This window comes from Paraburkholderia dipogonis (genome assembly GCF_046027395.1).
Taxonomy (GTDB): Bacteria; Pseudomonadota; Gammaproteobacteria; order Burkholderiales; family Burkholderiaceae; genus Paraburkholderia; species Paraburkholderia dipogonis_A.
In genome coordinates, this window is the sequence record NZ_JAQQEG010000032.1 from 1 (window position 1) to 23,435 (window position 23,435).

Sequence of the window (23,435 nt, forward strand, 5' to 3'; positions counted from 1 at the left end):
ATATTACGGCTCGCCAGCGTGGTGGGGACCATCGGTTTCACGGTGCTTCGGCGGCGGGGGCGGGGGGGGGTTTGGGGGGGGCGCGGCCCCCCCCCCCCCAACCACCACCCCGCCCGCGCCCACCGGCGCCCCCGTTTTGCTTCAAAGGCACTGTACGAGCGCGTCAGTGTCCGCGGAACAGATTCATGATGTCCTGCTTCTCCTGCTCGCCGACCTGCTCAGGCGCTGCCGCCGACGCGCCGCTAGCCTCGGCGTCGAGCGCCGCCTGACTGATGCCGACAGTGGCGACAAAACCGTGCCCCGGCGTGAAGTCGTCGAAATAAAGCTCCGAGCCGATTTCCGTGACGTCTTCGGGTTTCGGCATCTTGTACTCCTGCACGCCCTTGAGCGCGCGGCCCATGTATTCGACCCACACCGGCAACGCCAGGCCGCCGCCGGTTTCCTTGTCGCCGAGACTGCGTGGGTTGTCGTAGCCGATCCACGCGATCGCGGTGAGCGTGTGCTGATAACCGGCGAACCACGCATCGCGCGAATCGTTGGTCGTGCCTGTCTTGCCGCCGAGATCGGTGCGCTTCAGGACGTTGGTCTTGGCGCCCGTGCCGCGTTGCGCGACGCTTTGCAGCAGGCTGTTCATCACGTACGCATTGCGCGGCTCGATCGCGTGCGGCGCGCTTTGCGCGGCCACCAGCGGTTGTGCGTGCGCGACCACCATGCCGCGTTGATCCGTGACTTCGGCGATCAGATACGGATTGATCCGATAGCCGCCGTTGGCGAACACCGAGAACGCACCCGCCATCTGCAAGGGCGTGACGAGACCGGCGCCCAGCGCCATCGGCAGATAAGCCGGATGACGATCCGCGTCGAAGCCGAATCGCGTGATGTACTGCTGCGCGTACTTCGTGCCGATCTGGTTCAGGATACGAATCGACACCAGGTTCTTCGAGCGCTGCAACGCGGTGCGCATGGTCATCGGGCCGTCGAAGCCGCCGCCATAGTTCTTCGGCTCCCACGCTTGGCCACCGGTTTCCGCGGCGCTAAAGAAGAGCGGTGCGTCGTTGATCACGGTTGCCGGTCCGAGTCCCTTTTCGAGCGACGCCGAATAGATGAACGGCTTGAAGCTCGACCCCGGCTGACGCCACGCCTGAGTCACGTGATTGAACTTGTTCTTGTTGAAGTCGAAACCGCCGACCAGCGCGCGAATCGCGCCGTCTTGCGGGATTACCGAAATGAACGCGCCTTCCACTTGCGGCAATTGCGTGATCGACCAGTTGCCGTCGTCGTTCTTGACGAGGCGGATGACCGCGCCGGGCCGCACGCGTTGATTCGGCTGCGCGCGCGGACCGAGCGCGAACTGCGCAAAGCGCAGGCCGTCGCCCTGGATCGTCGCGACATTGCCGTCGATGAAAGCGGCCTGCACCTGCTTCGGACTCGCCGCGGTGACCACGGCGGCAATGATCTCGCCGTTGTCCGGGTGTTCGAGCAACGCGTCGTCGATGGCCTGCTCGCGATCCTCGGCGTCGGACGGCAGATCGATGAACGCCTCCGGGCCGCGATAACCGTGGCGCCGTTCATAGTCCATCAGACCTTTGCGCAGCGCCCGGTAAGCGACGTCCTGATCCGCCGAATCGATCGTGGTCACCACGTTCAGGCCACGCGTGTAGGCTTCTTCGCGGTACTGCGCGTACATCATCTGACGCACCATTTCCGCGACGTATTCCGCGTGCACGCTGAATTCCTTGCCCGCGCCCTTGACCACGAGCGGCTGTTTGCTCGCTTCGTCGTATTGTTCCTGGGTGATGTAGTGCAGCTCGTACATGCGTTGCAGGATGTACTCCTGACGCACCTTCGCACGCTTCGGATTGACGACCGGGTTATACGCGGACGGCGCCTTCGGCAAGCCGGCCAGCATGGCCGATTCCGCCAGCGTCAGATCCTTCAGATCCTTGCCGAAGTACACGCGCGCGGCGCTCGCGAAACCGTAGGCGCGCTGACCGAGATAGATCTGATTCATGTACACCTCGAGAATCTGATCTTTGGACAGCTTCGACTCGATCTTGTAGGCGAGCAGCATCTCGTAGATCTTGCGCGTATAGGTCTTCTCGCTGGAAAGGAAGAAGTTGCGCGCCACCTGCATGGTGATCGTGCTTGCGCCCTGCGTGGCGTGGCCATTGGTCAGCGCGACGAAGCCCGCGCGCGCGATGCCCGTGAGGTCGACGCCGCCGTGATCGTAGAAGCGCGCGTCTTCGATGGCGAGGATCGCCTTCTTCAGATGATCGGGCACGTCCTGAATATGGACGATGTCGCGCCGTTCTTCGCCGAATTCGCCGATCAGCACATGGTCGGCCGTATAGATGCGCAGCGGCACCTTCGGCCGGTAGTCGGTCAGCGCATCGAGCGACGGCAGGTTGGGCGTGGCGACGACGAGCGCATAGCCGAGCACCAGCAGCACGCACAGAATGCCTGCGACGATCAGACCCACGAAGCCCAGGATGAGCTTCAGCCACAACGGGCGTTTGCGCCTCTGCGGCGCGGGCGGCGGGGACGTAGGAGACGTGGATTGCATATAGGCACCAAAAAGCAGTCCCGCGATTATAGCCGCCTCGCTTTTCAGCTTTCGGCATGCTTACTGACACTTCTTGACAAGTCTGCGCGCCGCACGGGAATGACTTCACTGTAGTCCCTTTGATGGCGTACAGGACGTGCGTTGCTCAACGTTAGCCGTTTGGCTGAGTGTCGCGCGGCGCCGCGGCTACGCACAATTCTTCCTCATCACTCGCGTTCGAATGGTTCGTCGCGTGAGTCAGAGGGAGGGCGTCATGGCGTTGAAAAGATCTTGGCTTGAGGCAGTGCAACCCGGTGCGCAGCGTTTTGCTGCGGGGATCGATGTTGGCTCGCAGACCGTGCGTCTGATCGTGCTGAGTCAGCGCGTGCGCTCACCCGGCGCGCTGCATATCGAATACGTGAGCACCGTTCCGCTTGTCGCCGGTGCTATGGCTGGCAGCGAGATTGCCGACCGGCACGCGGTGGCGCGTGCGTTGCGCGAGGCGTTCGCCGGTCTGCCGCGCGCGTGCGCGACACATGCCTTGCGATGCGCGATGGCGCTGCCCGCGTCGGCCACCATGACCACCACGGTGCCGCTCACGCGGCTTGCCGCGCAAAGCGGTTGCGCGGAAGACGGCGGATATCAACTGGCCGAACTTGAGCCGGCGGTGATGAGCGAGGTCGAGCGCATTGCCGGTCTCGAGCGGCATGCTCTCGCCGTCGATTGGTATCTGGACGAAACGTATTCGCCGGTCCGCTCCGTGACCATTGCCGCCACCGCGCGGCAACATCTCGAAGCGCGAATCGAATGCGCGGCGATTGCGGGCATCTCGCTCACCGCCATCGACGGTGAGCCGCATGCGGCGTTGCGCGCCATGCGCTATGCGGCGAGTTACGAACTCGATCCGCACGAGCCGTATATCGCGTTGTGGATCGGCACCGACGGCGTCTACGGCTGGCGGATCGTGGACGACGTCATCTGCCGCGAAATGCGCTATCCCGCACCGGAACACGCCGATCTCGCCGATGCATTGCGCGACCTGGCCGAAGGCCCGGAACTCGACTGCGCGTTGTTGAGCGGCGAGGTTGATCTGCTCGACGGTGTGGGTTTCTCGAGCGCGGATATTGCCGACGTGTTGAGCTGCACGGTGCTGCCGTTCGAATGCGCGGCGCTGGGCGGTCTCGTTCGACCGTTGGACGATTCGCTGTTGCACGAACCGTCCGGCGCGGTCGCGTTCGGGCTTGCGTTGCGCGGGGTGTTCGAATGACGGGCGGCCTGCTGCACGCCGCGGCCTCCAACACTCGGGCGCCGGTACGCGGCACGCGCTTCGCGCGATCATGGCTCGGCGGTTTCAATCTGCTGCCTTACCGGCAACGCAATGCGCGGCTCGCGCGCCGGCGGCGCGTGCTCGAATGGATTGCCGCGGTCTGCGCCGGTTGCGCCGCCGTTTTCGCATTGGCCGGCTGGCAGGCAATCGAGAGGGCGCGGCTCGATGCGCAGCGCGTGTCGATCGAACGCACGCTCACACAACTATCGGCGCCACTCGCGGAGCACGCGGAATTGCTGCGCGCGCGAGACGAACAGCGCCTCAACGCCGCACGCGCAAAGAGCGTGTCTGAGCCGCTCACGCATCTACGCGATCTGCTTGACGCGCTGAGTTTCGAACCGGGCGACGGCGTGGTGCTGCAGCAGTTGCGCCACCGTGAGGACGAGACGGAGTTGCTGGCGACATCGCGTGGACATCTCGCTTCGGCTGAGTGGCTCAAGCGCTTGAGTGCGATCCGTGGGGTGAAGGGGGCGGAGGTGAACGATCTGCATCGTTCGGTTTCGCGCGGCGGTGCGGGTGCGGCGCAGGCGAGCGTCGCCGGTCCGATCGAATTCGGTGCGAATCTGCGGTGGAACGAGGCGGCGCAGAAAACGGTTCGCCCGGCTGGGTCCACGACGCAACGTCCTGTGAAGTCTGAACAATCAAGAGGTGCGAAATGAGTACGATCTTTGTCGAGTTCGGCGGCGGGGCAAACGCGCGGCTTTCTCTTTCCCATTGGATCAAGCGCGTGCGCTTGCCGCTCGACGCATGGAGCCGCCGCCGCCGCTGGGTGGTCGCGTTGCTGATTGCCGCGTTAGTGTTCGGCCTGGGCGCGCATGGCTGGGTGGTAACCGATTTCGGTGGCGTTGAGGCGAGCCGGGCGGCTTTGGAAGCCAGCAGCCTGCGTCTCGCGAACGCGCGACGCGCGCTTGCGCAATTGCCCGCGCTGCGCCGCGATGCCGCCGCCGTGCCGGTTGCTGCTTCGGCCACGCGCTCATCCGCGTCGTGGAGTTCGGCCGACGTCGTGCGCATCGTCTCCGAACTGGCCGCGCAAAATAGCGTCGCGTTGCTGGCGGTGGAACCCGGCGCGCTCAGCGGCACGGGTGTTGAAAGCATGCGTCCGCTGCGACTGACCGCGCGTACGGACTTTGTTCACCTGATGGCATTTCTGCGCGGACTGTCCGATCTGCCGGTGCTTATCGTGCCTGTCGACGTGACCGTCAAGCGGGATGCCGCGGCGTTGTCGATGAGCGCCACGCTGCACGTGTTCGACGCATTGCGGCCGGCGCCATCGACAGCCTCCGCGGACGCATTCGCCGACGACAGCCTCGACTCGGACGACGATGAAGACATCGTCTTCTTCGATCCATTTTCGCAGCCGCGGATGCAGGCTGCCGGCGATCTGCCCGACCTCTCGCAACTGCGTCTGGTCGGATTGCTCAGCGATCGTACGCGTGGATTGGCCTTGCTCGATACACCGGAGGGCGTGGCAACCGTCGAGTCGGGAGAGCGGATCGGCGCCGAGCGTGTCACGAAGCTGGACGCATCCGGCATTACGCTCGCGAAGGGCGGTGCGACACGCACGCTGGCGATGACGGAGGCTTCCTGATGAGACTGGCGAAGCCATTTCCCTTTGCATTGTCGGGCGTCGATTCGCGTGCGTCGCCTCGCCTCAAGGTGTGTCTCGGCCTGTATCTCAGCGCGGCGCTGGGCGCCAGCGTCACGCATGCGTCGACTCCACCGCTGCCGCCGCTGCCTGCCTACATGCCACTCGACGACGCGGTACCGGCGCGCGACGCTCCGTATGGCGACACACCGCCGCTGCCACGCGACGTTTCGGCCGAAGTGCCCAACCCGTTTCGTCAAGATGCAGCAGACGATCCAGACGCATCGCGTGTGAACCCGACGGCGGCCAACGCAGGCACGGACGAGCCTGCCGCCGACACCGCCGACGGCTCACTGCCGTTGCGAAAGCAATCCGCCGCTCCGGCTCTCGGCGACGCCGACGCTGATGGCTCCGACGGCTCCGTTCCGCTGCGAAGACAATCCGCCGCCGCAGTTCGCGTCGATGCCGCCGGCACCGCCGCGCTCGAAGGCCCGCCGGTGCCACTGCCGCCGCTCGCTCGTCTGAGCAACGCACCACGCAGTGCCGCCGACGCAGCCCTCGCGCCCGACGACAAACCGATCTCGTTGAATTTCCAGCGCGCCGAACTCGGCGCCGTCCTCAATGCGTTCGCCAAATTCACCGGCCTGAACATCGTCGCGAACGAACGAGTGCGCGGCGCCGTGTCGCTGAAGCTCGACAAAGTGCCGTGGCGCACCGCGTTCGACACCTTGCTCGACGTCAACGGCCTGGCGATGGAGCGCCACGGCAACGTGATCTGGGTCGCACCGAGCGCGGATCTGGCCGTGCGCGAACGGCAGCGCTTCGAAGCGCACGCCCGGGCCGCCGATCTCGAGCCACTCGCGAGCCGCACGTTCGAGTTGCACTACGCGCACGCCGAAGACGTCAGGCGTCTGCTGACCGGTTCGGGCGCGCAGCGTGTATTGTCCAAGCGCGGTGCCGCGACTGCCGATCCGCGCACCAATCTGCTGTTCGTGACCGATCTCGAAGGGCGCCTCGCGCAGATTGCCGCGCTGCTAGCCTCCGTCGACCGGCCGACGCGCCAGGTGTTGATCGAAGCGCGTATCGTCGAGGGCGAACATGGGTTTTCGCGCAATCTCGGCGTGAAGCTCTCCATGGCGGCCACGAACGCCGACGGCACCGCGAAAGGCTTGACCGACGCCGGCTACGATCTGTCTGCCCGCCCGATTTCTGGCTTCGACGCGGCGACCGCCGGCCTGACCCTGTTCGCCGCCGGCGCGACGCGGCTGCTGAACATCGAGTTAAGCGCGCTCGAAGCACAGGGGCGCGGCGAAATCGTTTCGAGTCCGCGCGTGGTCACGGCCGACCGGATGAAAGCGGTGGTGGAGCAGGGCACCGAGCTGCCGTATCAGGCGAAAGTCGGGCAGGGCGTGTCGGGCGTGCAGTTTCGCCGCGCCACGCTCAAACTGGAGGTCGAGCCGCAAATCATGCCGGACGGCCGGGTGGTGCTGGACCTCGACGTCGCCAAGGACAGCGTCGGCGAACAGACCGACGCCGGGCCCGCGATCAACACCAAGCACGTGCAAACGCGCGTCGAAGTCGAGGATGGTGGTACGGTGTCGATCGGCGGAATTTATGCGACCGACGACCGGGACGATGTGACGCGGGTCCCGGTCCTGGGCAAAATACCGATTTTAGGTGCGCTTTTCCGCCATCGGGCTCATCGCGACCAGCGCAGCGAACTGGCTGTTTTCATCACGCCGCGCGTCGTTCAGACAAATTAGGGGCATGCTGCCGCCGCTTGCGAGCGGGGGCGCGCAGGCTCGACAAGGCAGCCGCTTTGCCAGTAAGCTGCGGCACGAACCATACCGGATTAGCCAGAGGACACCGTTGCAAGCGCGGGACGCACACGCCAATGTATTTTTTGTAGGGCTCATGGGGGCAGGGAAAACCACCGTGGGCCGGGCCATTGCGCGCCGTCTCGATCGCCCGTTCTTCGATTCCGACCATGAAATCGAGGCGCGCACGGGCGCGCGCATCCCGGTGATCTTCGAGCTGGAGGGCGAAGCGGGCTTCCGCGAGCGCGAAGCCAGCGTGATTTCCGACCTCACCGGGCGCGACAATATCGTGCTCGCGACCGGCGGCGGCGCGATACTGCGGCCGGAAAACCGCGAAGCACTGCAGAATCGCGGGGTGGTGATCTATTTGCGCGCCAATCCGCACGATCTGTGGCTGCGCACCCGGCGCGACAAAAATCGCCCGCTTTTGCAGACCGAAGACCCCAAAGCGCGTCTCGAAGCACTGTATGAAGTGCGCGACCCGTTGTACCGGGAATGCGCGCATTTCGTGATCGAAACCGGCCGGCCTTCGGTCAACGGACTCGTCAACATGGTTCTGATGCAGCTCGAGATGGCCGGCGTCGCCAAACATCCTGCGTCATAATGGACCGTATGATTACCGTCAACGTCGAATTGGGCGAACGCGCCTACCCCATCCATATCGGTGCCGATCTGATTAGCCAGACGGCACTGTTCGCGCCGCATATCGCCGGCAGCTCGGTCACCATCGTCACCAATACCACCGTCGACCCGCTGTACGGCGACAAGCTGCGCGCCGCGCTGGCGCCGCTCGGCAAGCAGGTGTCCACGGTCGTGTTGCCGGACGGCGAGGCGTACAAGAACCTCGAAACGCTGAACCTGATTTTCGACGCGCTGCTCGGCGGCCGCGCCGATCGCAAGACCACGCTGATCGCACTGGGCGGCGGCGTGATCGGCGACATGACGGGTTTTGCGGCCGCCTGCTACATGCGCGGCGTGCCGTTCATTCAGGTGCCGACCACGTTGCTGTCGCAGGTCGATTCGTCGGTGGGCGGCAAGACGGGCATCAATCACCCGCTCGGCAAGAACATGATCGGCGCGTTCTACCAGCCGCAGGCCGTGATCGCCGACATCGGCGCGCTGCGCACGCTGCCGGCGCGTGAACTGGCCGCGGGCGTCGCCGAAGTGATCAAGACCGGCGCCATCGCCGACGCGGGTTTTTTCAGCTGGATCGAAGCCAATATCGAAGCATTGAACCGCTGCGAACCCGAAGCGCTAGCTGAGGCGGTCAAGCGGTCGTGCGAAATCAAGGCGTCGGTGGTCGCGCAGGACGAGCGCGAAGGCGGACTGCGCGCCATCCTCAATTTTGGCCACACCTTCGGCCATGCGATCGAAGCCGGCCTCGGCTACGGCGAGTGGCTCCACGGCGAGGCGGTCGGTTGCGGGATGGTAATGGCGGCGGATCTGTCCGTGCGTTTAGGCTATCTCGATGAAGCCGCACGCAAGCGTCTGGTCGACGTGATCGTCGCCGCGCATTTGCCGACCCGGGCGCCCGCTCTTGGCGACTCGCGTTATGTCGAACTCATGCGGGTCGACAAGAAGGCGGAAGCCGGCGCGATCAAATTCATTCTGCTGAAGCGTTTCGGTGAGACGCTCATCACCCAGGCGCCCGACGCCGAGGTGCATGCCACGCTGGCCGCCGCCGTCTGAATCTCGCGGGGCGTCCAGCAACGCAGCATGTACCAGCGTCACGAGGCGCCGCCCATGTTTCGGAGAACCCGGTGACTGACAGGCGCAGCGACGATGTAAAGCATGACCCGACGGCAGGCACGGCGACGATCGGCGTGCCTTCGCAGGAAGCACTCGAAGCGCACCTCGCGCCGTACGCGGCCCACTCCGCGCAATCGCGCGGCCGCCGCTATCCGGAAGCGGCCCCCAGCGCGCGCACCGAATTCCAGCGCGATCGCGACCGTATCGTCCATTCGACGGCATTCCGCCGACTCGAGTACAAAACTCAGGTGTTCGTGAACCACGAGGGCGACCTGTTTCGCACGCGTCTGACTCACAGCCTGGAAGTCGCGCAGATCGCGCGGTCGGTCGCACGCAATCTTCGGGTGAACGAAGATCTCGTCGAAGCCATTTCGCTCGCCCATGATTTAGGCCATACGCCTTTCGGCCATGCCGGGCAGGACGCGCTCAACGAATGCATGCGCGAGCATGGCGGCTTCGAGCACAATCTGCAGAGCCTGGCGGTCGTCGACGATCTGGAGGAGCACTACGGCGCGTTCAACGGCCTGAACCTTTGCTTCGAAACGCGTGAAGGGATTCTCAAGCACTGCTCGCGCGAGAACGCGCGGCGGCTCGGCACTTTGGGCGAGCGCTTTCTGGAAGGGCGGCAGCCGTCCATCGAGGCGCAGATCGCGAATGTCGCCGACGAGATCGCGTACAACAATCACGACGTCGACGACGGGTTGCGCTCGGGCCTGCTCACCGTCGAGCAGCTCGCCGAAGTGGAGTTGTGGCAGGTGCACTACGAGGCGGCGCGCAGCGATTTTCCGCAGATCGAAGGACGCAGGCTGATTCACGAAACGGTGCGCCGCATCATCAATACGCTGATCGTCGATCTGATCGACACGACCAAGCTGAATCTGGACCGGCACGCGCCGGCGTCGCTGGATGCCGTGCGTTCATCGCCCGCACTCGTCGCGCACAGTGAGACGATTGCCGCGCAGGCTGCGACGCTCAAGCGCTTTCTGTTCAGGAACCTGTATCGCCATTACCGCGTGATGCGCATGGCCAACAAGGCACGCCGCGTCGTCGCCGGTCTGTTCGACGCGTTCACGGACGATCCGCGGCTGCTGCCGCCGAGCTACCAGTCGAGCGACGCGACGCAGCAACCGCGCCTGATCGCCCACTACATCGCGGGCATGACGGATCGCTACGCGGTCAAGGAGTACCAGCGGTTGTTCGTGATCGACGACAACTGAGCAGCGCGGCACGAAGCTGCGCCGGCCCGGACGGCCTGCGAGCCGGCGCCAGTGCGAGGCACCGGTTCAGAGCACTTGCAGCAACCGCCGGGCCGACGCCGCGTCCAGCGCTGTCGCGCCTTGATCAGCGCAGTCGCGACGCGAACAACGCGCCCGCAATCAGCGCGACGCCGCCGACGATCGCAATCGTCTGCCACGGATTTTCATGCACGTAATCGTCCGCATCGGCCACCGCCACCTGGGCGCGTTCACGCACGGCTTCGCGCGTATCGTTCAGGCGGGCGCGCGCAACCTCGAGTTGTTTGCGAAGTTTGCTGCGCAACGCCACCGCGTCGGCCTGGGTGCCGTCCGCCAAAGTGGATTCGAGTTCCGACATTAGCGTGCGCAGTTCGCCTGCGATGTCTTCGGCCGCGTGGCGGCTGTGGCGAGCGATACGCCGCGCACGGCGGCTGGTGCTGGTCCAGGATTCGCCGAGGGCGTCTCGCGTATTCGGAAGTGCAGTCATGGTCGCTCCGTCGATGAGGTGAAAAAGGGTCCCGCGCGTTGTCACGAAGACGCAAATTTACGTCGCGACGCGGGAAACACCATGCGAACGCAACTTCGGTGCCAAACCCCGCAGGCCCCACCCGCCGTGACACGGACGCAGATTTGTCAGCACATATTGCACTGGCTGGCGCGATTCCGGGTCAAATTTACAAACGCCGACAGCCGGTCGGCGCTTGGCTTCCATGAGCGCTCAACGGGCCTCCATGAAGCGCGCACAAAAATAAAAACGCCGCCATTGGATGCATGACGGCGTTGTCCAAGCCACGAAAATTCGACTACCCTAACTCTACGGCCCCTAATTTTCTCGAAGCGTTAGAAACGGTAACCGATGTTGACGTAGGTAACGATCGGGTTCAGCTTGATCTTGGTTTCAGATTGCACGTTCAGCGTGCCGACTGGCGTGTTCGCAGCGGTGTTCAGCTTGGCAGTCGTGCTGAGCGGCAGGTAGGAAACGGAAAAGCCGGCGAACCAGTGCTGGTTGAAGGCGTAAGTGAAGCCGGCATTAAACACCGGCTCCCACGAACTATCCGTAGTGACGCTGGTCGGACCATGCAGTACGTTTGCCTCGAATGCACTGTTGGAGATCTTTTCGTCGGTGAACCAGATGCGGCTCACGCCAACGCCGAGATACGGGCGGAAAGCGGCAGTCGGGGCATTGAAGTAGTACTTGAACAGCAGAGTCGGGCTCCACTGTTTTGCCTGGCCTAGCTTGCCGAATTGGGCGAGGCTGCCAGAGCCTTCCAGGTCGAACGAAGGCGGGATGCCAATCACGAACTCGGTTGCGATGTGGTCGGTGATGAAGTAGCCGGCGGTGAAGCCGAGAGTGTCGGCTGAACTGAGTGTTGCGCCGGTGTTGGCTTCGGTGATGTTGGTCGGGCTGCCACCAATGCTTGTCACTTTCAACGGTTCGCTGCTCGATTGAGGCGCAAGATGGAACCAGCCTGTTGTGACGAAAAAGCTACCGGCCGATTGCGCATGCGCTGCCGTTGTCATGCAGGCTAGCGCCGCGATCCCCGTTACGGCCTGTTTTAATTTCATATGTGCTCCTCCAAAAAAGGCCCGCTCATTATGACGACAACGTTTGAAACAAACCATACGCGGCGGTTAGAGCTTTCTCCCTAAGCTCCGCGCGGTTTCTGGCTCTGCCGCGCCGCGCCGAACCTTTGGCGCATGCGGTTCTTCGGACCTTCGGGTATGTACCAACGCGACTATCGGATACTCCAGCATGGCACGGCTTGCACGTCTCTATGTCCCTGACCAGCCGCAGCACGTCATCCTCCGCGGGCTCGATCAGCAGCCCGCATTCGTCGACGACCAGGACTACGAGCTCTTCATCGATTGTTTGAAAGCGGCTTCGCGCGACCATCACTTATCCATCCACGCATACGCGTTGATGCCGGGCGCGGTGCAACTGCTCGTCACGCCGACCGAGGAGTCGAGTCTGCCGAAGGCGATGCAGGCGGTCGGGCGCCGCTACGTGGCGCACTTCAACCGGCGCTACGCGCGCCGCGGCACCTTGTGGGAAGGCCGCTACCGCGCCACGGTGATCGAAGGCGAGCGCTACTTCCTGCTGGCGAGCCGCGTCGTCGAGATGTGTCCGGTGCGCGCGGGGCTCGTGAGCGCGCCGGAAGACTACCGCTGGTCGAGCTATCGCCATCACATCGGCCTGACGCTCGACAGCCTGATTACGGACCACCCGCTGTACTGGTCGCTCGGCAATACGCCGTTCGAACGACAGCGTGCGTATCGCGAACTGTGCGAGCAGCCGCTCGACGAACGCGAAGCCAGCCAGCTTCAGCAGGCCACCCTGAAGGGCTGGGTTTTGGGGAGTGATACGTACCGCGAATGGGCGGCGCGGGCCGCCAACCGGCGTGTGTCGCCGCTGCCACGCGGACGGCCGCGCAAGGTGCGCGAGACGCCGCAGCAGCAATAAAGCGTTTCGCATCAAAGGGCTGCATCGAAACGGCATCTTCGCATGCCGTTTTCTTTTGCACGATTTTGATATGGCACCAATAAAAATAAGGTGCAATGCACCAACTTGATAATTGGGGTTCGATGATCACGTTTTATTTGCTATTCCATTGATTCGTCGCGTATATTCCGAATTCCGGCGCTTTTTGACGCGCGTAGCATCGAGCGTTGAGCGCGCCGTCGCGGTTGTGAATCGCACTGCGGCAATAGAAAAAACGGTTTAACGGCCTGTCCGGCCCCTCACAGACGGTGTCCCCATGAACGACCACCAGCAACCGACTCACCCGGTTCCCGCCGCGCAAGGTCTGTACGACCCGCAAAACGAGCATGACGCCTGCGGCGTCGGCTTCGTCGCTCACATCAAGGGCAAGAAAAGCCACGAGATCATCGAGCAGGGCCTGAAGATTCTCGAGAACCTCGACCACCGGGGCGCCGTCGGCGCCGATCCGCTGATGGGCGACGGCGCGGGCATCCTGATCCAGATTCCGGACGGCTTCTATCGCGAGGAAATGGCGAAGCAGGGCGTGGTGCTGCCGCCGCACGGCGAATACGGCGTTGGCATGGTCTTTCTGCCGAAGGAACACGCCTCGCGTCTGGCCTGTGAACAGGAACTGGAACGCACGGTGAAGGCCGAGGGCCAGGTCGTGCTGGGTTGGCGCGACGTGCCGGTCGACCACACCATGCCGATTTCGCCCACCGTCAAGGCGAGCGAGCCGCTGATCCGCCAGATCTTCATTGGCCGCGGCAAGGACATCATGGTGACGGACGCGCTCGAGCGGAAGCTGTACATCATCCGCAAGACCGCGAGCCACCGCATCCAGGCGCTCAAGCTCAAGCACGGCAAGGAATACTTCGTGCCGTCGTGCTCGGCGCGCACGGTCGTCTACAAGGGGCTGCTGCTGGCCGGCCAGGTCGGCGTGTATTACCGCGACCTGCAGGACGAGCGCACGGTGTCGGCGCTGGCGCTGGTGCACCAACGCTTCTCGACCAACACGTTCCCGGCGTGGGAACTGGCTCACCCGTACCGCATGATCGCCCACAACGGCGAAATCAACACGGTGAAGGGCAACGTCAACTGGCTGAACGCCCGTACCGGCGCAATCGCGTCGCACGTGCTCGGCGACGATCTGCCGAAGCTCTGGCCGCTGATCTATCCGGGCCAATCGGACACCGCCTCGTTCGACAACTGTCTCGAACTGCTGGTGATGGCCGGCTACCCGCTCGTCCACGCGATGATGATGATGATCCCGGAAGCCTGGGAACAGCACACGCTGATGGACGACAACCGCCGCGCGTTCTACGAATACCACGCCGCGATGATGGAGCCGTGGGACGGCCCCGCTGCGATCGCCTTCACCGACGGCCGCCAGATCGGCGCCACGCTCGACCGTAACGGCCTGCGTCCGGCGCGCTACATCGTCACGGACGACGACCTGGTCATCATGGCGTCGGAAGCCGGCACGCTGCCTATCCCTGAGTCGAAGATCGTCAAGAAGTGGCGTCTGCAGCCGGGCAAGATGTTCCTGATCGACATGGAACACGGCCGCATCATCGACGACAAGGAACTGAAGGACAACCTCGCGAATGCCAAGCCGTACAAGAGCTGGATCGACGCCGTGCGCATCAAGCTCGACGAAATCGAGCCGAAGGCCGAAGACGTCGTGACGGAGCGCCGGGAAGCCGCCGCTTTGCTGGATCGCCAGCAGGCTTTCGGCTACACGCAGGAAGACCTCAAGTTCCTGATGGCGCCGATGGCGCAAGCCGGTGAAGAAGCGGTCGGCTCGATGGGCAACGACTCGCCGCTGGCAGTCATGTCCAACAAGAACAAGACGCTCTACCACTACTTCAAGCAGCTGTTCGCGCAAGTGACGAACCCGCCGATCGACCCGATCCGCGAAAACATGGTGATGTCGCTGGTGTCGTTCGTCGGTCCGAAGCCGAACCTGCTGGACACGAACAACATCAACCCACCGATGCGTCTCGAAGTGTCGCAGCCGGTGCTCGACTTCAAGGACATCGCGAAGATCCGCGCGATCGATCAGTACACGGGCGGCAAATTCAGCTCCTATGAACTGAACATCTGCTATCCGGTGGCGTGGGGCAAGGAAGGCATCGAAGCGCGCCTCGCCTCGCTGTGCGCGGAAGCCGTGGATGCGGTCAAGTCCGGCTACAACATGCTGATCGTGTCGGACCGCAAGACCGACCGCGACAACGTCGCGATTCCGGCGCTGCTCGCGACCGCCGCGATCCACACGCACCTCGTGCAGCATGGTCTGCGCACGAGCGCGGGCCTCGTCGTCGAAACCGGCTCGGCGCGCGAAACGCACCACTTCGCGCTGCTCGCGGGCTACGGCGCGGAAGCCGTGCACCCGTACCTTGCGATGGAAACGCTGAGCCAGCTCGCGGCCGGCCTGAAGGGCGACCTGTCGGCGGAGAAGGCGGTCTACAACTTCACGAAGGCTGTCGGCAAGGGCCTGATGAAGGTCATGTCCAAGATGGGCATTTCGACCTACATGTCGTACACCGGTGCGCAGATTTTCGAAGCCGTCGGTCTCGCTGAAGATCTGGTGGTGAAGTACTTCAAGGGCACGTCGTCGAAGGTGGGCGGTATCGGCCTGTTCGACGTCGCGGAAGAAGCGATCCGCCTGCATCGCGACGCGTTCGGCGACAACCCCGTTCTCGCGAACATGCTCGACGCGGGCGGTGAATACGCTTACCGCGTGCGCGGCGAAGAACACATGTGGACGCCGGATGCGATCGCCAAGCTGCAACACTCGGCACGCAGCAACTCGTATCAGACGTACAAGGAATACGCGCATCTGATCAACGATCAGACCAAGCGTCACATGACGTTCCGCGGCCTGTTCGAATTCAAGTTCGATCCGACCAAGGCCATCCCGCTCGACGAAGTCGAATCGGCGAAAGACATCGTCAAGCGTTTCGCCACCGGTGCGATGTCGCTGGGCTCGATCTCGACGGAAGCGCACGCCACGCTGGCGGTCGCGATGAACCGCATCGGCGGCAAGTCGAACACGGGCGAAGGCGGCGAGGACGTGAACCGTTACCGCAACGAACTGCGCGGCATTCCGATCAAGAACGGCGACACCATGAAGTCGGTGATCGGCGACGAAGTGATCGTCGACATTCCGTTGAAGGAAGGCGATTCGCTGCGCTCGAAGATCAAGCAGGTGGCGTCGGGCCGTTTCGGCGTGACCGCGGAATACCTCGCGTCCGCGGATCAGATCCAGATCAAGATGGCGCAAGGCGCGAAGCCGGGCGAAGGCGGTCAGTTGCCGGGCCACAAGGTGTCGGACTACATCGGCAAGCTGCGTTACTCGGTGCCGGGCGTCGGCCTGATTTCGCCGCCGCCGCACCACGACATCTACTCGATCGAAGACCTGGCGCAACTGATCCACGATCTGAAGAACGCGAACTCGGCGGCCAGCATCTCGGTGAAGCTGGTGTCGGAATCGGGCGTCGGCACGGTCGCCGCGGGTGTCGCCAAAGCGAAGGCCGATCACGTCGTGATCGCCGGCCATGACGGCGGCACGGGCGCGTCGCCGCTGTCGTCGGTGAAACATGCCGGCACGCCGTGGGAACTGGGTCTCGCCGAAACGCAGCAAACACTCGTGCTCAACCAGTTGCGCGGCCGTATCCGCGTGCAGGCCGACGGTCAGATGAAGACCGGCCGCGACGTCGTGATCGGCGCGCTGCTCGGCGCGGACGAGTTCGGTTTCGCAACGGCGCCGCTCGTCGTCGAAGGCTGCATCATGATGCGCAAGTGCCATCTGAACACCTGCCCGGTCGGCGTCGCGACGCAAGATCCGGTGCTGCGTGCGAAGTTCCAGGGCCAGCCGGAACACGTCGTGAACTTCTTCTTCTTCGTTGCGGAAGAAGCGCGCGAAATCATGGCGCAACTGGGCATCCGCAAGTTCGACGACCTGATCGGTCACGCCGAACTGCTCGATATGAAGAAGGGCATCGAGCACTGGAAGGCGAAGGGTCTCGACTTCTCGCGCGTGTTCTATCTGCCGCAAGTGTCGGCTGAAGTGGCGCGCAAGCACGTCGACGTGCAGGACCACGGTCTGGACAAGGCACTCGACCACACGCTGATCGAGAAGGCGAAGGCGGCGATCGAGAAGGGCGAGCACGTCTCGTTCATCCAGCCGGTGCGTAACGTGAACCGGACGGTCGGCGCGATGCTGTCCGGCACGATCGCGAAGAAGTACGGCCACGACGGCCTGCCCGACGACTCGATCCATATCCAGTTGAAGGGCACCGCGGGCCAGAGCTTCGGCGCGTTCCTCGCCAAGGGCATCACGCTGGATCTGGTCGGCGACGGCAACGACTACGTCGGCAAGGGCCTGTCGGGCGGCCGCATCATCATCCGTCCGACCAACGATTTCCGCGGCAAGTCGGAAGAGAACATCATCTGCGGCAACACGGTGATGTATGGCGCGATCGAAGGCGAAGCATTCTTCCGTGGCGTCGCGGGCGAGCGCTTCTGCGTGCGTAACTCGGGCGCGACGGCGGTTGTCGAAGGCACCGGCGACCACGGCTGCGAATACATGACGGGCGGCACGGTAATCGTGCTCGGCGAAACGGGCCGTAACTTCGCGGCCGGCATGTCGGGCGGCGTCGCCTATGTGTTCGATCCGGACAACACGTTCGCGGGCAAGTGCAACAAGTCGATGGTTGCGCTCGATCCGGTCCTGCAAACGGCCGAACAGGAACGCACGGTCGACAAGGGCCTGTGGCACTCCGGCACGACCGACGAAGCGCTGCTCAAGGGACTCATCGAGCGTCACTTCCAGTTCACGGGTTCGCCGCGCGCCAAGGCGCTGCTCGAAAACTGGGATGCGTCGCGCCGTCAATTCGTGAAGGTGTTCCCGACCGAATACAAGCGCGCGCTGGGCGAAATGGCCGCGAAGAAGGCGAACAAGGAAGTGCTCGCCGCCTGATTCGCAACGCTGTTCATCAGCAAGACGTCACCTTTAGCCGTACCCGCCGCGTGTGACCGATCCACGGTGCCGCGCGGCGGGTGTAGATCACCCCACCTGATTAGATAGAGAAGAGAACCACATGGGCAAGGCAACCGGTTTTCTCGAGTTCGAACGCCGCCACGAGGCGTACGAAGCTCCGCTCACGCGTGTGAAGCACTACAAGGAGTTCGTCGCCGCACTGACCGACGACGAAGCGAAGATTCAAGGCGCACGTTGCATGGACTGCGGCATTCCGTTCTGCAACAACGGCTGCCCGGTGAACAACATCATCCCGGACTTCAACGACCTGGTGTTCCATCAGGACTGGAAGAACGCGATCGAAGTGCTGCACTCGACCAACAATTTCCCCGAGTTCACGGGCCGCATCTGCCCGGCGCCGTGCGAGGCGGCGTGCACGCTCGGCATCAATGACGACCCGGTCGGCATCAAGTCGATCGAGCACGCGATCATCGACAAGGCATGGGCCGAAGGCTGGGTTGCTCCGCAACCGCCGAAGCACAAGACCGGCAAGAAGGTCGCCGTGGTCGGATCCGGCCCCGCTGGTTTGGCCGTCGCGCAGCAACTCGCGCGCGCGGGGCACGATGTCACGGTGTTCGAAAAGAACGATCGCATCGGCGGTTTGCTGCGTTATGGCATTCCCGACTTCAAGCTGGAGAAGTGGCTGATCGATCGCCGCATGCGCCAGATGGAAGCCGAAGGCGTGACGTTCCGCGCGGGCGTGTTCATCGGCAAGCCGGATTCGCTGCCGGCTCACATCGGCAACACGGCGAAGGAAACCATCACGCCGGAGCAACTGAAGGAAGAGTTCGACGCAGTGGTGATCGCTGGCGGTTCAGAAACACCGCGAGATCTGCCGGTGCCGGGCCGCGAGCTGGAAGGCATCCACTACGCGATGGAATTCCTGCCGCAACAAAACAAGGTCAATGCCGGCGACAAGGTCGCGAACCAACTGCTCGCGAAAGGCAAGCATGTCGTCGTGATCGGCGGCGGCGATACGGGTTCGGATTGCGTGGGCACGTCGAATCGTCATGGCGCGAAGAGCGTCACGCAATTCGAACTGTTGCCGCAGCCGCCGGAAGAAGAGAACAAGCCGCTCGTGTGGCCGTATTGGCCGATCAAACTGCGCACGTCGTCGTCGCATGACGAAGGCTGCTCGCGTGATTGGGCGGTCGCGACCAAGCGCCTCGAAGGCAAAAACGGCAAGGTCGAGAAGCTGATCGCGGCGCGCGTCGAATGGAAGGACGGCAAGATGCAGGAAGTGCCGGATTCCGAGTTCGAAATGAAGGCCGACCTGGTGCTGCTCGCCATGGGCTTCACGCAGCCGGTGTCGCCGGTGCTCGAAGCGTTCGGCGTCGACAAGGACAATCGCGGCAACGTGCGGGCGTCGACCGAAGGCGACAAGGCGTATTACACGTCGGTGGACAAGGTGTTCACCGCGGGCGATATGCGCCGTGGTCAATCGCTGGTGGTGTGGGCGATTCGTGAAGGCCGTCAGTGCGCGCGTTCCGTCGACGCATTCCTGATGGGTCATTCGGAACTGCCGCGTTAAACGTCTCCGGCCGGTTTTCGCGCCTGTGTGCGGAAACCGGCGACTGCTTGCAGGAAGAGGTGGAGACGACAATGTGCCGCGTCAGCGGCGCATCAGGCGGTAAAAAAACAAGGCCGGGCACCTGAGAGGGTGACCCGGCTTTTTAATGTCCGCGTTCCGTTGCGCTAGCTGTGTGACCTACCGTACCGCGCCAACGTCAACCCATCGAGATCGATCTCCGGTTTGCGGTGCGTGATCAGGTCCGCGACTACGCGTCCCGAACCCATCGACATCGCCCAGCCCGTCGAACCGTGCCCGAGATTCAACCACAGTTTGTCCACGCCCGACGGACCGAGCAGCGGCGCGCCATCGGGCGTCATCGGACGGCGGCCGACCCAGAAATGCGCCGACGTGGGATTAGCCGCGTGAGGGAACCAGTCGCTCAACACTTTCATCAGCGTTTGCAGGGCCTGTTCTCGCAAAGTGATCTGCCGATTGCCGAGTTCCGCAGTGCCGGCCACCCGCAGGTTGTTACCAAAGCGCGTGATCGCGGTTTTCAGCGATTCGTCCATCAGCGCGGCGCGCGGGGCTTTTTCTTCGTCGGTGACGGGCAGCGTCGCCGAATAGCCTTTCACCGGATAAAGTGGCACCTTCACGCCGAGCCGCGCGAGCAGCGCAGCACTGTCGACGCCCAGCGCCACCACCACGGCATCCGCATGCAGCATCTCGGCGCCGTGTTCGCTCTCGATACTCACCGCGCGCACCGCACCGCCTTGCACATCGAGCGATGTCACCTGCGTGTCGAAGCGAAAGCGCACGTCGTTGCGCTCGCAGATCGCGCGCAGTTCGCGGGTGAAGCGGGCGCAATCGCCGGCTTCGTCGTCGGGTAGATAGAGGCCCGAGAGCGGCGCCTGACGCGCCCAGCGCAAACCCGGTTCGATCTCGACGCACTGCGCCGCGCTAACCTCACGATGTACGATGCCCGCGTCGCGCAACACGGCAAGCGCCGGCTGCGCGAGTTCGACGTCGTACTCGCTGCGGAACAATTGCAGATAGCCTTGGCTGCGGCCGTAGTCGAACGGATGGCGGCCACGGAATTCGTGCAGACAGTCGCGGCTGTAGTAAGCAATGCGCTGCATGCGCTGCTTGTTGACGCGAAACCGTTCGAGATCGCATTCACGCAGCCAGCGCGCGATCCAGCGCCACTGAGCCGGATCGAAGGTCGGGCGAAAGATGAACGGCGAGGCCGGCTTGAACAGGTATTTGAGGATCTTCGTCGGCATGCCGGGCGCGGCCCAGGGCGTCACATAGCCCGGCGCGATCACGCCAGCGTTGCCGAAACTGGTGGAGAGCGCGACGTCCGGCTCGCGCTCGATCACGGTGACTTCGCAGCCCTGCTGGCGCAGGTAAAAAGCGGTGGCGACGCCAATGACGCCGCCGCCCAGAACAATCGTTTTCATGTGTGTGTACGGCGGATTCAGGCGGCAGGGCGGGTCGCGCCGAGTACCTTGCCCTTGGTTTCGGGCAGACACAACGCGGCGACGATCACGAGCAGATAACCCGAGCCGGCCACGATGCCCATCGCCTTCACCAGCGTCATGGTTTGCGACAGTGTACCGACCAGAATCGGAAAGAACGAGCCGAGTCCGCGCCCGAGGTTGTAGCAGAACCCTTGTCCCGAGCCGCGTATCGCATTCGGATAAAGCTCCGACAAGTAAGCGCCCACGCCCGCGAAAATCCCTTGCACCACGATGCCGAGCGGGAAGCCGAGCGCGAGCATCATGCCGTCGGTGATGGGTAGCATGGTGTAGAACATGCCGAGCACGAACGAGCCGATCGCGAACAGCACGAACGAAGCGCGCCGGCCGATCTTGTCGCACAGAATCGCGCCGACGATATACCCGGTGAACGAACCGACGATCAACACGATCAGATAACCGCTCGTGTTGAACACCGACAGATGGCGCACGGTCTTCAGATACGTCGGCAGCCAGGTGGTGATCGCGTAATAACCGCCGAGCATGCCGGTGCACAGCGCGCTGCCGAGCAGGGTGGTCTTGAGGTGATCGCCCGAGAAGATCTGCAGGAAATGCGACGTATCGAAACCGCTTTCGCGGGCCCGGCGCGTTTCGAGAAAAATTTCGGGATCGCTCACGTTGCGGCGAATGTAGATGATCCACGCGGCGGGCAGCAGGCCGATCCAGAAGCAGGCGCGCCAGGCGTACTGCTCCGGCAGCAGCGCGAAGAACGCCCAGTAAATGATCGCCGCAGCCGCCCAACCGAACGACCAACTGCTTTGCACGGTACCCACGGCTTTCGCGCGATGCTGAGGCGAGCGAATGGTTTCGGCCATCATGATCGTCACGACCGACCATTCACCGCCGAAGCCGATGCCTTGCAGCGTGCGTGTGGTGAGGAGTTGCCAGAACGAGTGCGTGAAGCCGGACAGAAAGGTGAAGAGCGCGAAGGTGGCGATGGTCCATTGCAGCACGCGAATGCGGCCATAGCGGTCGGCGAGAATGCCGGCGAGCCAGCCGCCCACCGCCGACGAGATCAGCGAACTGGTGGCGATCATGCCGGCTTCGCTTTTGGTCATGCCCCACGTCGCGATCAGCGTCGGAATGAGGAAGGAGTAGATCATGAAGTCGAAGGCGTCGACCGCGTAACCGCCGAAGCCGGCGTAGAGCGTGCGGCGTTCGCGCTGGGTCAGTTCGGTGAACCATTGGAGAGAAGGCATGTTTTGTTGTGGTCTCCAGGGCTTGTTGGCCAGCCGTCGGCTCGAATGTGGGGTCTTTGTATTCTACGGGGATGGGGCGTCGTGGGGCCAGTTGTGGTCAAAAATGGCAGGGAACGGCAAGAAACCGATAAGAGAAGAAAAGCCACGGAAATCAGGCCGGGGAGAGGCCAAAGCCGTCGCCAGGCTGGCAATCGCGCTGCACGGGCGATGCGCGCGAACATCTTTTCCCTTACCAACTACTACCGTGTAACCCAAACATTATTTGCCGTGGTTAAACTGCGCTCGCAGCGCCGATGCTGCGACTAATCCACTCACGCCCGCGCCAGCCACGCCGAATGCCCGCTACCGCAAAAACCTGCTCGCCATCCCGTCGCTCCGCGAGCACGTTCCCGCGGGCAAGCCAGTTCTCAGACGAGGCGCCGCTTGCATCGCGCCGGACCTTTCTGAAGCGCTCGGCCTGCGTACTGCTGATCTCCGGCGTGGGCAGCTCGCTGCTGTCCGCGTGCGGCGGCGGTAATCTCGGCGCCGATCAGCCGCCCACGCCGCGCCTTGCGTCGGTCGATAACTTCCGCGATCTGGCGGGAGCGGCCGCGGGTTATCCGACCGTCGATGGAAAGCAGATGCGCCGAGGCGCGTTCTATCGCGCGAACGCGTTGACGCTCAATGCCGCCGACCAGGCCACGATCGACCGGCTCGGCATTGCCTCGGTCTACGATCTGCGCACGCCCGGTGAAATCGCGCGCACCGCCGATATCTTGCCGAGCAACGCGACCACCCAGACGCTCAACGTGCTGGGCATCACGGACTTCGTGGCGCCGCCCTTCGACACGGCGGGTGCCGCTGTCGCGTTCATGGAGGCGCAGGCGCGCGGCCACGTCACCGGCGCCGCCCAGCGCGCCGCTTACGGTGCGCTGCTGACGAGTCTCGCCGACGGACCCGGCGCGCAACTCTTTCACTCCAACGCAGGCAAGGACCGCGCCGGCTGGGTCGCGGCGCTTCTGCTCAGCATTGCGAACGTTCCGCTCGACGTCATCATGCAGGACTATCTGCTGAGCAACGTCTATCTGGCGCCGTCGATCAAGGCGCAAACCGACACGCTGCGCACGCAGGATGGCGACGCCGTCGCTTCCGCCGAAGCGCCGTTGATGAATGTTCAGGAAAATTATCTGCAGGCCGGCTTCGACCAGGTGCAGGCGAGCTACGGCACGATGGTGAGCTATCTGACGCAAGGCCTCGGCGTCTCGCAGACGACCATCGACACCTTGCACAGCCGCCTGGTGGTCTGAGATGTCAACGCCGCGAGCCGCGCGTTTGACGCGCAAAAAAAGCGGGCAAAAAAAAGTCCGCCCCAAATGACTGGGCGGACAGAGAAGGGCGGCATCGAGGTTGCCGGGGGCGACTATAAAGCCGCCG

General features: G+C 63.6%; 16 protein-coding genes. 11 read left to right on the forward strand and 5 right to left on the reverse strand.

All coding sequences use genetic code 11. The features are described from left to right. Nucleotides 1–163: 163 nt before the first annotated feature. Nucleotides 164–2,563, reverse strand: a complete 2,400-nt coding sequence (locus PQR32_RS28670; protein ID WP_408234918.1) for a penicillin-binding protein 1A — start codon at nucleotides 2,561–2,563, stop codon at nucleotides 164–166. A 253-nt stretch (nucleotides 2,564–2,816) separates the two neighbouring features. Here PQR32_RS28670 and pilM point away from each other — a divergent pair, with 253 nt between their 5' ends. From pilM to PQR32_RS28705, 7 genes are all read left to right on the forward strand, one after another. After that, nucleotides 2,817–3,809 carry a type IV pilus biogenesis protein PilM gene (gene pilM / locus PQR32_RS28675; RefSeq protein ID WP_408234921.1) on the forward strand — a complete coding sequence of 331 codons (993 nt, stop codon included), beginning with the start codon at nucleotides 2,817–2,819 and terminating at the stop codon, nucleotides 3,807–3,809. Further along, nucleotides 3,806–4,528, forward strand: coding sequence for a fimbrial assembly protein (locus tag PQR32_RS28680; protein ID WP_408234924.1), 723 nt, complete (start codon nucleotides 3,806–3,808; stop codon nucleotides 4,526–4,528). Before pilM ends, PQR32_RS28680 begins: the two co-directional genes overlap by 4 nt. After that, nucleotides 4,525–5,457: a hypothetical protein gene (locus PQR32_RS28685; protein ID WP_408234927.1), complete on the forward strand. Its 933-nt coding sequence runs from the start codon at nucleotides 4,525–4,527 to the stop codon at nucleotides 5,455–5,457. The genes PQR32_RS28680 and PQR32_RS28685 overlap by 4 nt, the downstream gene beginning before the upstream one ends. Beyond that, nucleotides 5,457–7,217 (forward strand): type IV pilus secretin PilQ, encoded by a 1,761-nt coding sequence (locus PQR32_RS28690; RefSeq protein WP_408234930.1) that lies wholly within the window; start codon nucleotides 5,457–5,459, stop codon nucleotides 7,215–7,217. Before PQR32_RS28685 ends, PQR32_RS28690 begins: the two co-directional genes overlap by 1 nt. Nucleotides 7,218–7,323: 106 nt before the next feature. Next, nucleotides 7,324–7,875 carry a shikimate kinase gene (locus tag PQR32_RS28695; RefSeq protein ID WP_106284162.1) on the forward strand — a complete coding sequence of 184 codons (552 nt, stop codon included), beginning with the start codon at nucleotides 7,324–7,326 and terminating at the stop codon, nucleotides 7,873–7,875. Further along, on the forward strand, nucleotides 7,875–8,960 hold the full coding sequence (gene aroB, locus PQR32_RS28700) for a 3-dehydroquinate synthase (protein WP_408234933.1): 1,086 nt from the start codon (nucleotides 7,875–7,877) through the stop codon (nucleotides 8,958–8,960). The genes PQR32_RS28695 and aroB overlap by 1 nt, the downstream gene beginning before the upstream one ends. 71 nt (nucleotides 8,961–9,031) lie before the next feature. After that, entirely contained in the window at nucleotides 9,032–10,237 is a 1,206-nt protein-coding gene (locus PQR32_RS28705) for a deoxyguanosinetriphosphate triphosphohydrolase (RefSeq protein ID WP_408234935.1), read from the forward strand. Between the two features lie 124 nt (nucleotides 10,238–10,361). On the opposite strand, the gene PQR32_RS28710 is transcribed toward PQR32_RS28705, so the two are convergent. Next, nucleotides 10,362–10,742, reverse strand: a complete 381-nt coding sequence (locus tag PQR32_RS28710; RefSeq protein ID WP_168795416.1) for an ElaB/YgaM/YqjD family protein — start codon at nucleotides 10,740–10,742, stop codon at nucleotides 10,362–10,364. A 353-nt stretch (nucleotides 10,743–11,095) separates the two neighbouring features. Next, entirely contained in the window at nucleotides 11,096–11,821 is a 726-nt protein-coding gene (locus tag PQR32_RS28715) for an OmpW/AlkL family protein (protein WP_408235165.1), read from the reverse strand. Nucleotides 11,822–12,008: 187 nt separating this feature from the next. On the opposite strand from PQR32_RS28715, the gene PQR32_RS28720 reads away from it, so the two are divergent. From PQR32_RS28720 to PQR32_RS28730, 3 genes are all read left to right on the forward strand, one after another. Beyond that, entirely contained in the window at nucleotides 12,009–12,716 is a 708-nt protein-coding gene (locus tag PQR32_RS28720; RefSeq protein ID WP_007180173.1) for a transposase, read from the forward strand. A 295-nt stretch (nucleotides 12,717–13,011) separates the two neighbouring features. Next, entirely contained in the window at nucleotides 13,012–17,715 is a 4,704-nt protein-coding gene (locus PQR32_RS28725; protein ID WP_408234938.1) for a glutamate synthase-related protein, read from the forward strand. Nucleotides 17,716–17,836: 121 nt separating this feature from the next. Then, nucleotides 17,837–19,306: a glutamate synthase subunit beta gene (locus tag PQR32_RS28730; protein WP_408234941.1), complete on the forward strand. Its 1,470-nt coding sequence runs from the start codon at nucleotides 17,837–17,839 to the stop codon at nucleotides 19,304–19,306. 164 nt (nucleotides 19,307–19,470) lie between these two features. Here PQR32_RS28730 and PQR32_RS28735 read toward each other — a convergent pair whose 3' ends face one another. After that, on the reverse strand, nucleotides 19,471–20,745 hold the full coding sequence (locus PQR32_RS28735; protein ID WP_408234944.1) for a D-amino acid dehydrogenase: 1,275 nt from the start codon (nucleotides 20,743–20,745) through the stop codon (nucleotides 19,471–19,473). A 17-nt stretch (nucleotides 20,746–20,762) separates the two neighbouring features. Then, nucleotides 20,763–22,022, reverse strand: coding sequence for an MFS transporter (locus tag PQR32_RS28740; RefSeq protein WP_408234946.1), 1,260 nt, complete (start codon nucleotides 22,020–22,022; stop codon nucleotides 20,763–20,765). Between the two features lie 335 nt (nucleotides 22,023–22,357). On the opposite strand from PQR32_RS28740, the gene PQR32_RS28745 reads away from it, so the two are divergent. Further along, entirely contained in the window at nucleotides 22,358–23,308 is a 951-nt protein-coding gene (locus tag PQR32_RS28745; protein ID WP_408234949.1) for a tyrosine-protein phosphatase, read from the forward strand. Nucleotides 23,309–23,435: the final 127 nt, after the last annotated feature.

Coding starts and splice junctions, on each gene's coding strand:
- PQR32_RS28685 (WP_408234927.1), top strand. CDS start 4,525: ATGAGTACGATCTTTGTCGAGTTCGGCGGCGGGGCAAACGCGCGGCTT.
- PQR32_RS28735 (WP_408234944.1), bottom strand. CDS start 20,745: ATGAAAACGATTGTTCTGGGCGGCGGCGTCATTGGCGTCGCCACCGCT.
- PQR32_RS28725 (WP_408234938.1), top strand. CDS start 13,012: ATGAACGACCACCAGCAACCGACTCACCCGGTTCCCGCCGCGCAAGGT.
- PQR32_RS28715 (WP_408235165.1), bottom strand. CDS start 11,821: ATGAAATTAAAACAGGCCGTAACGGGGATCGCGGCGCTAGCCTGCATG.
- PQR32_RS28680 (WP_408234924.1), top strand. CDS start 3,806: ATGACGGGCGGCCTGCTGCACGCCGCGGCCTCCAACACTCGGGCGCCG.
- PQR32_RS28670 (WP_408234918.1), bottom strand. CDS start 2,563: ATGCAATCCACGTCTCCTACGTCCCCGCCGCCCGCGCCGCAGAGGCGC.
- PQR32_RS28720 (WP_007180173.1), top strand. CDS start 12,009: ATGGCACGGCTTGCACGTCTCTATGTCCCTGACCAGCCGCAGCACGTC.
- pilM (WP_408234921.1), top strand. CDS start 2,817: ATGGCGTTGAAAAGATCTTGGCTTGAGGCAGTGCAACCCGGTGCGCAG.
- PQR32_RS28690 (WP_408234930.1), top strand. CDS start 5,457: ATGAGACTGGCGAAGCCATTTCCCTTTGCATTGTCGGGCGTCGATTCG.
- PQR32_RS28740 (WP_408234946.1), bottom strand. CDS start 22,022: ATGCCTTCTCTCCAATGGTTCACCGAACTGACCCAGCGCGAACGCCGC.
- PQR32_RS28710 (WP_168795416.1), bottom strand. CDS start 10,742: ATGACTGCACTTCCGAATACGCGAGACGCCCTCGGCGAATCCTGGACC.
- PQR32_RS28730 (WP_408234941.1), top strand. CDS start 17,837: ATGGGCAAGGCAACCGGTTTTCTCGAGTTCGAACGCCGCCACGAGGCG.
- aroB (WP_408234933.1), top strand. CDS start 7,875: ATGGACCGTATGATTACCGTCAACGTCGAATTGGGCGAACGCGCCTAC.
- PQR32_RS28745 (WP_408234949.1), top strand. CDS start 22,358: ATGCCCGCTACCGCAAAAACCTGCTCGCCATCCCGTCGCTCCGCGAGC.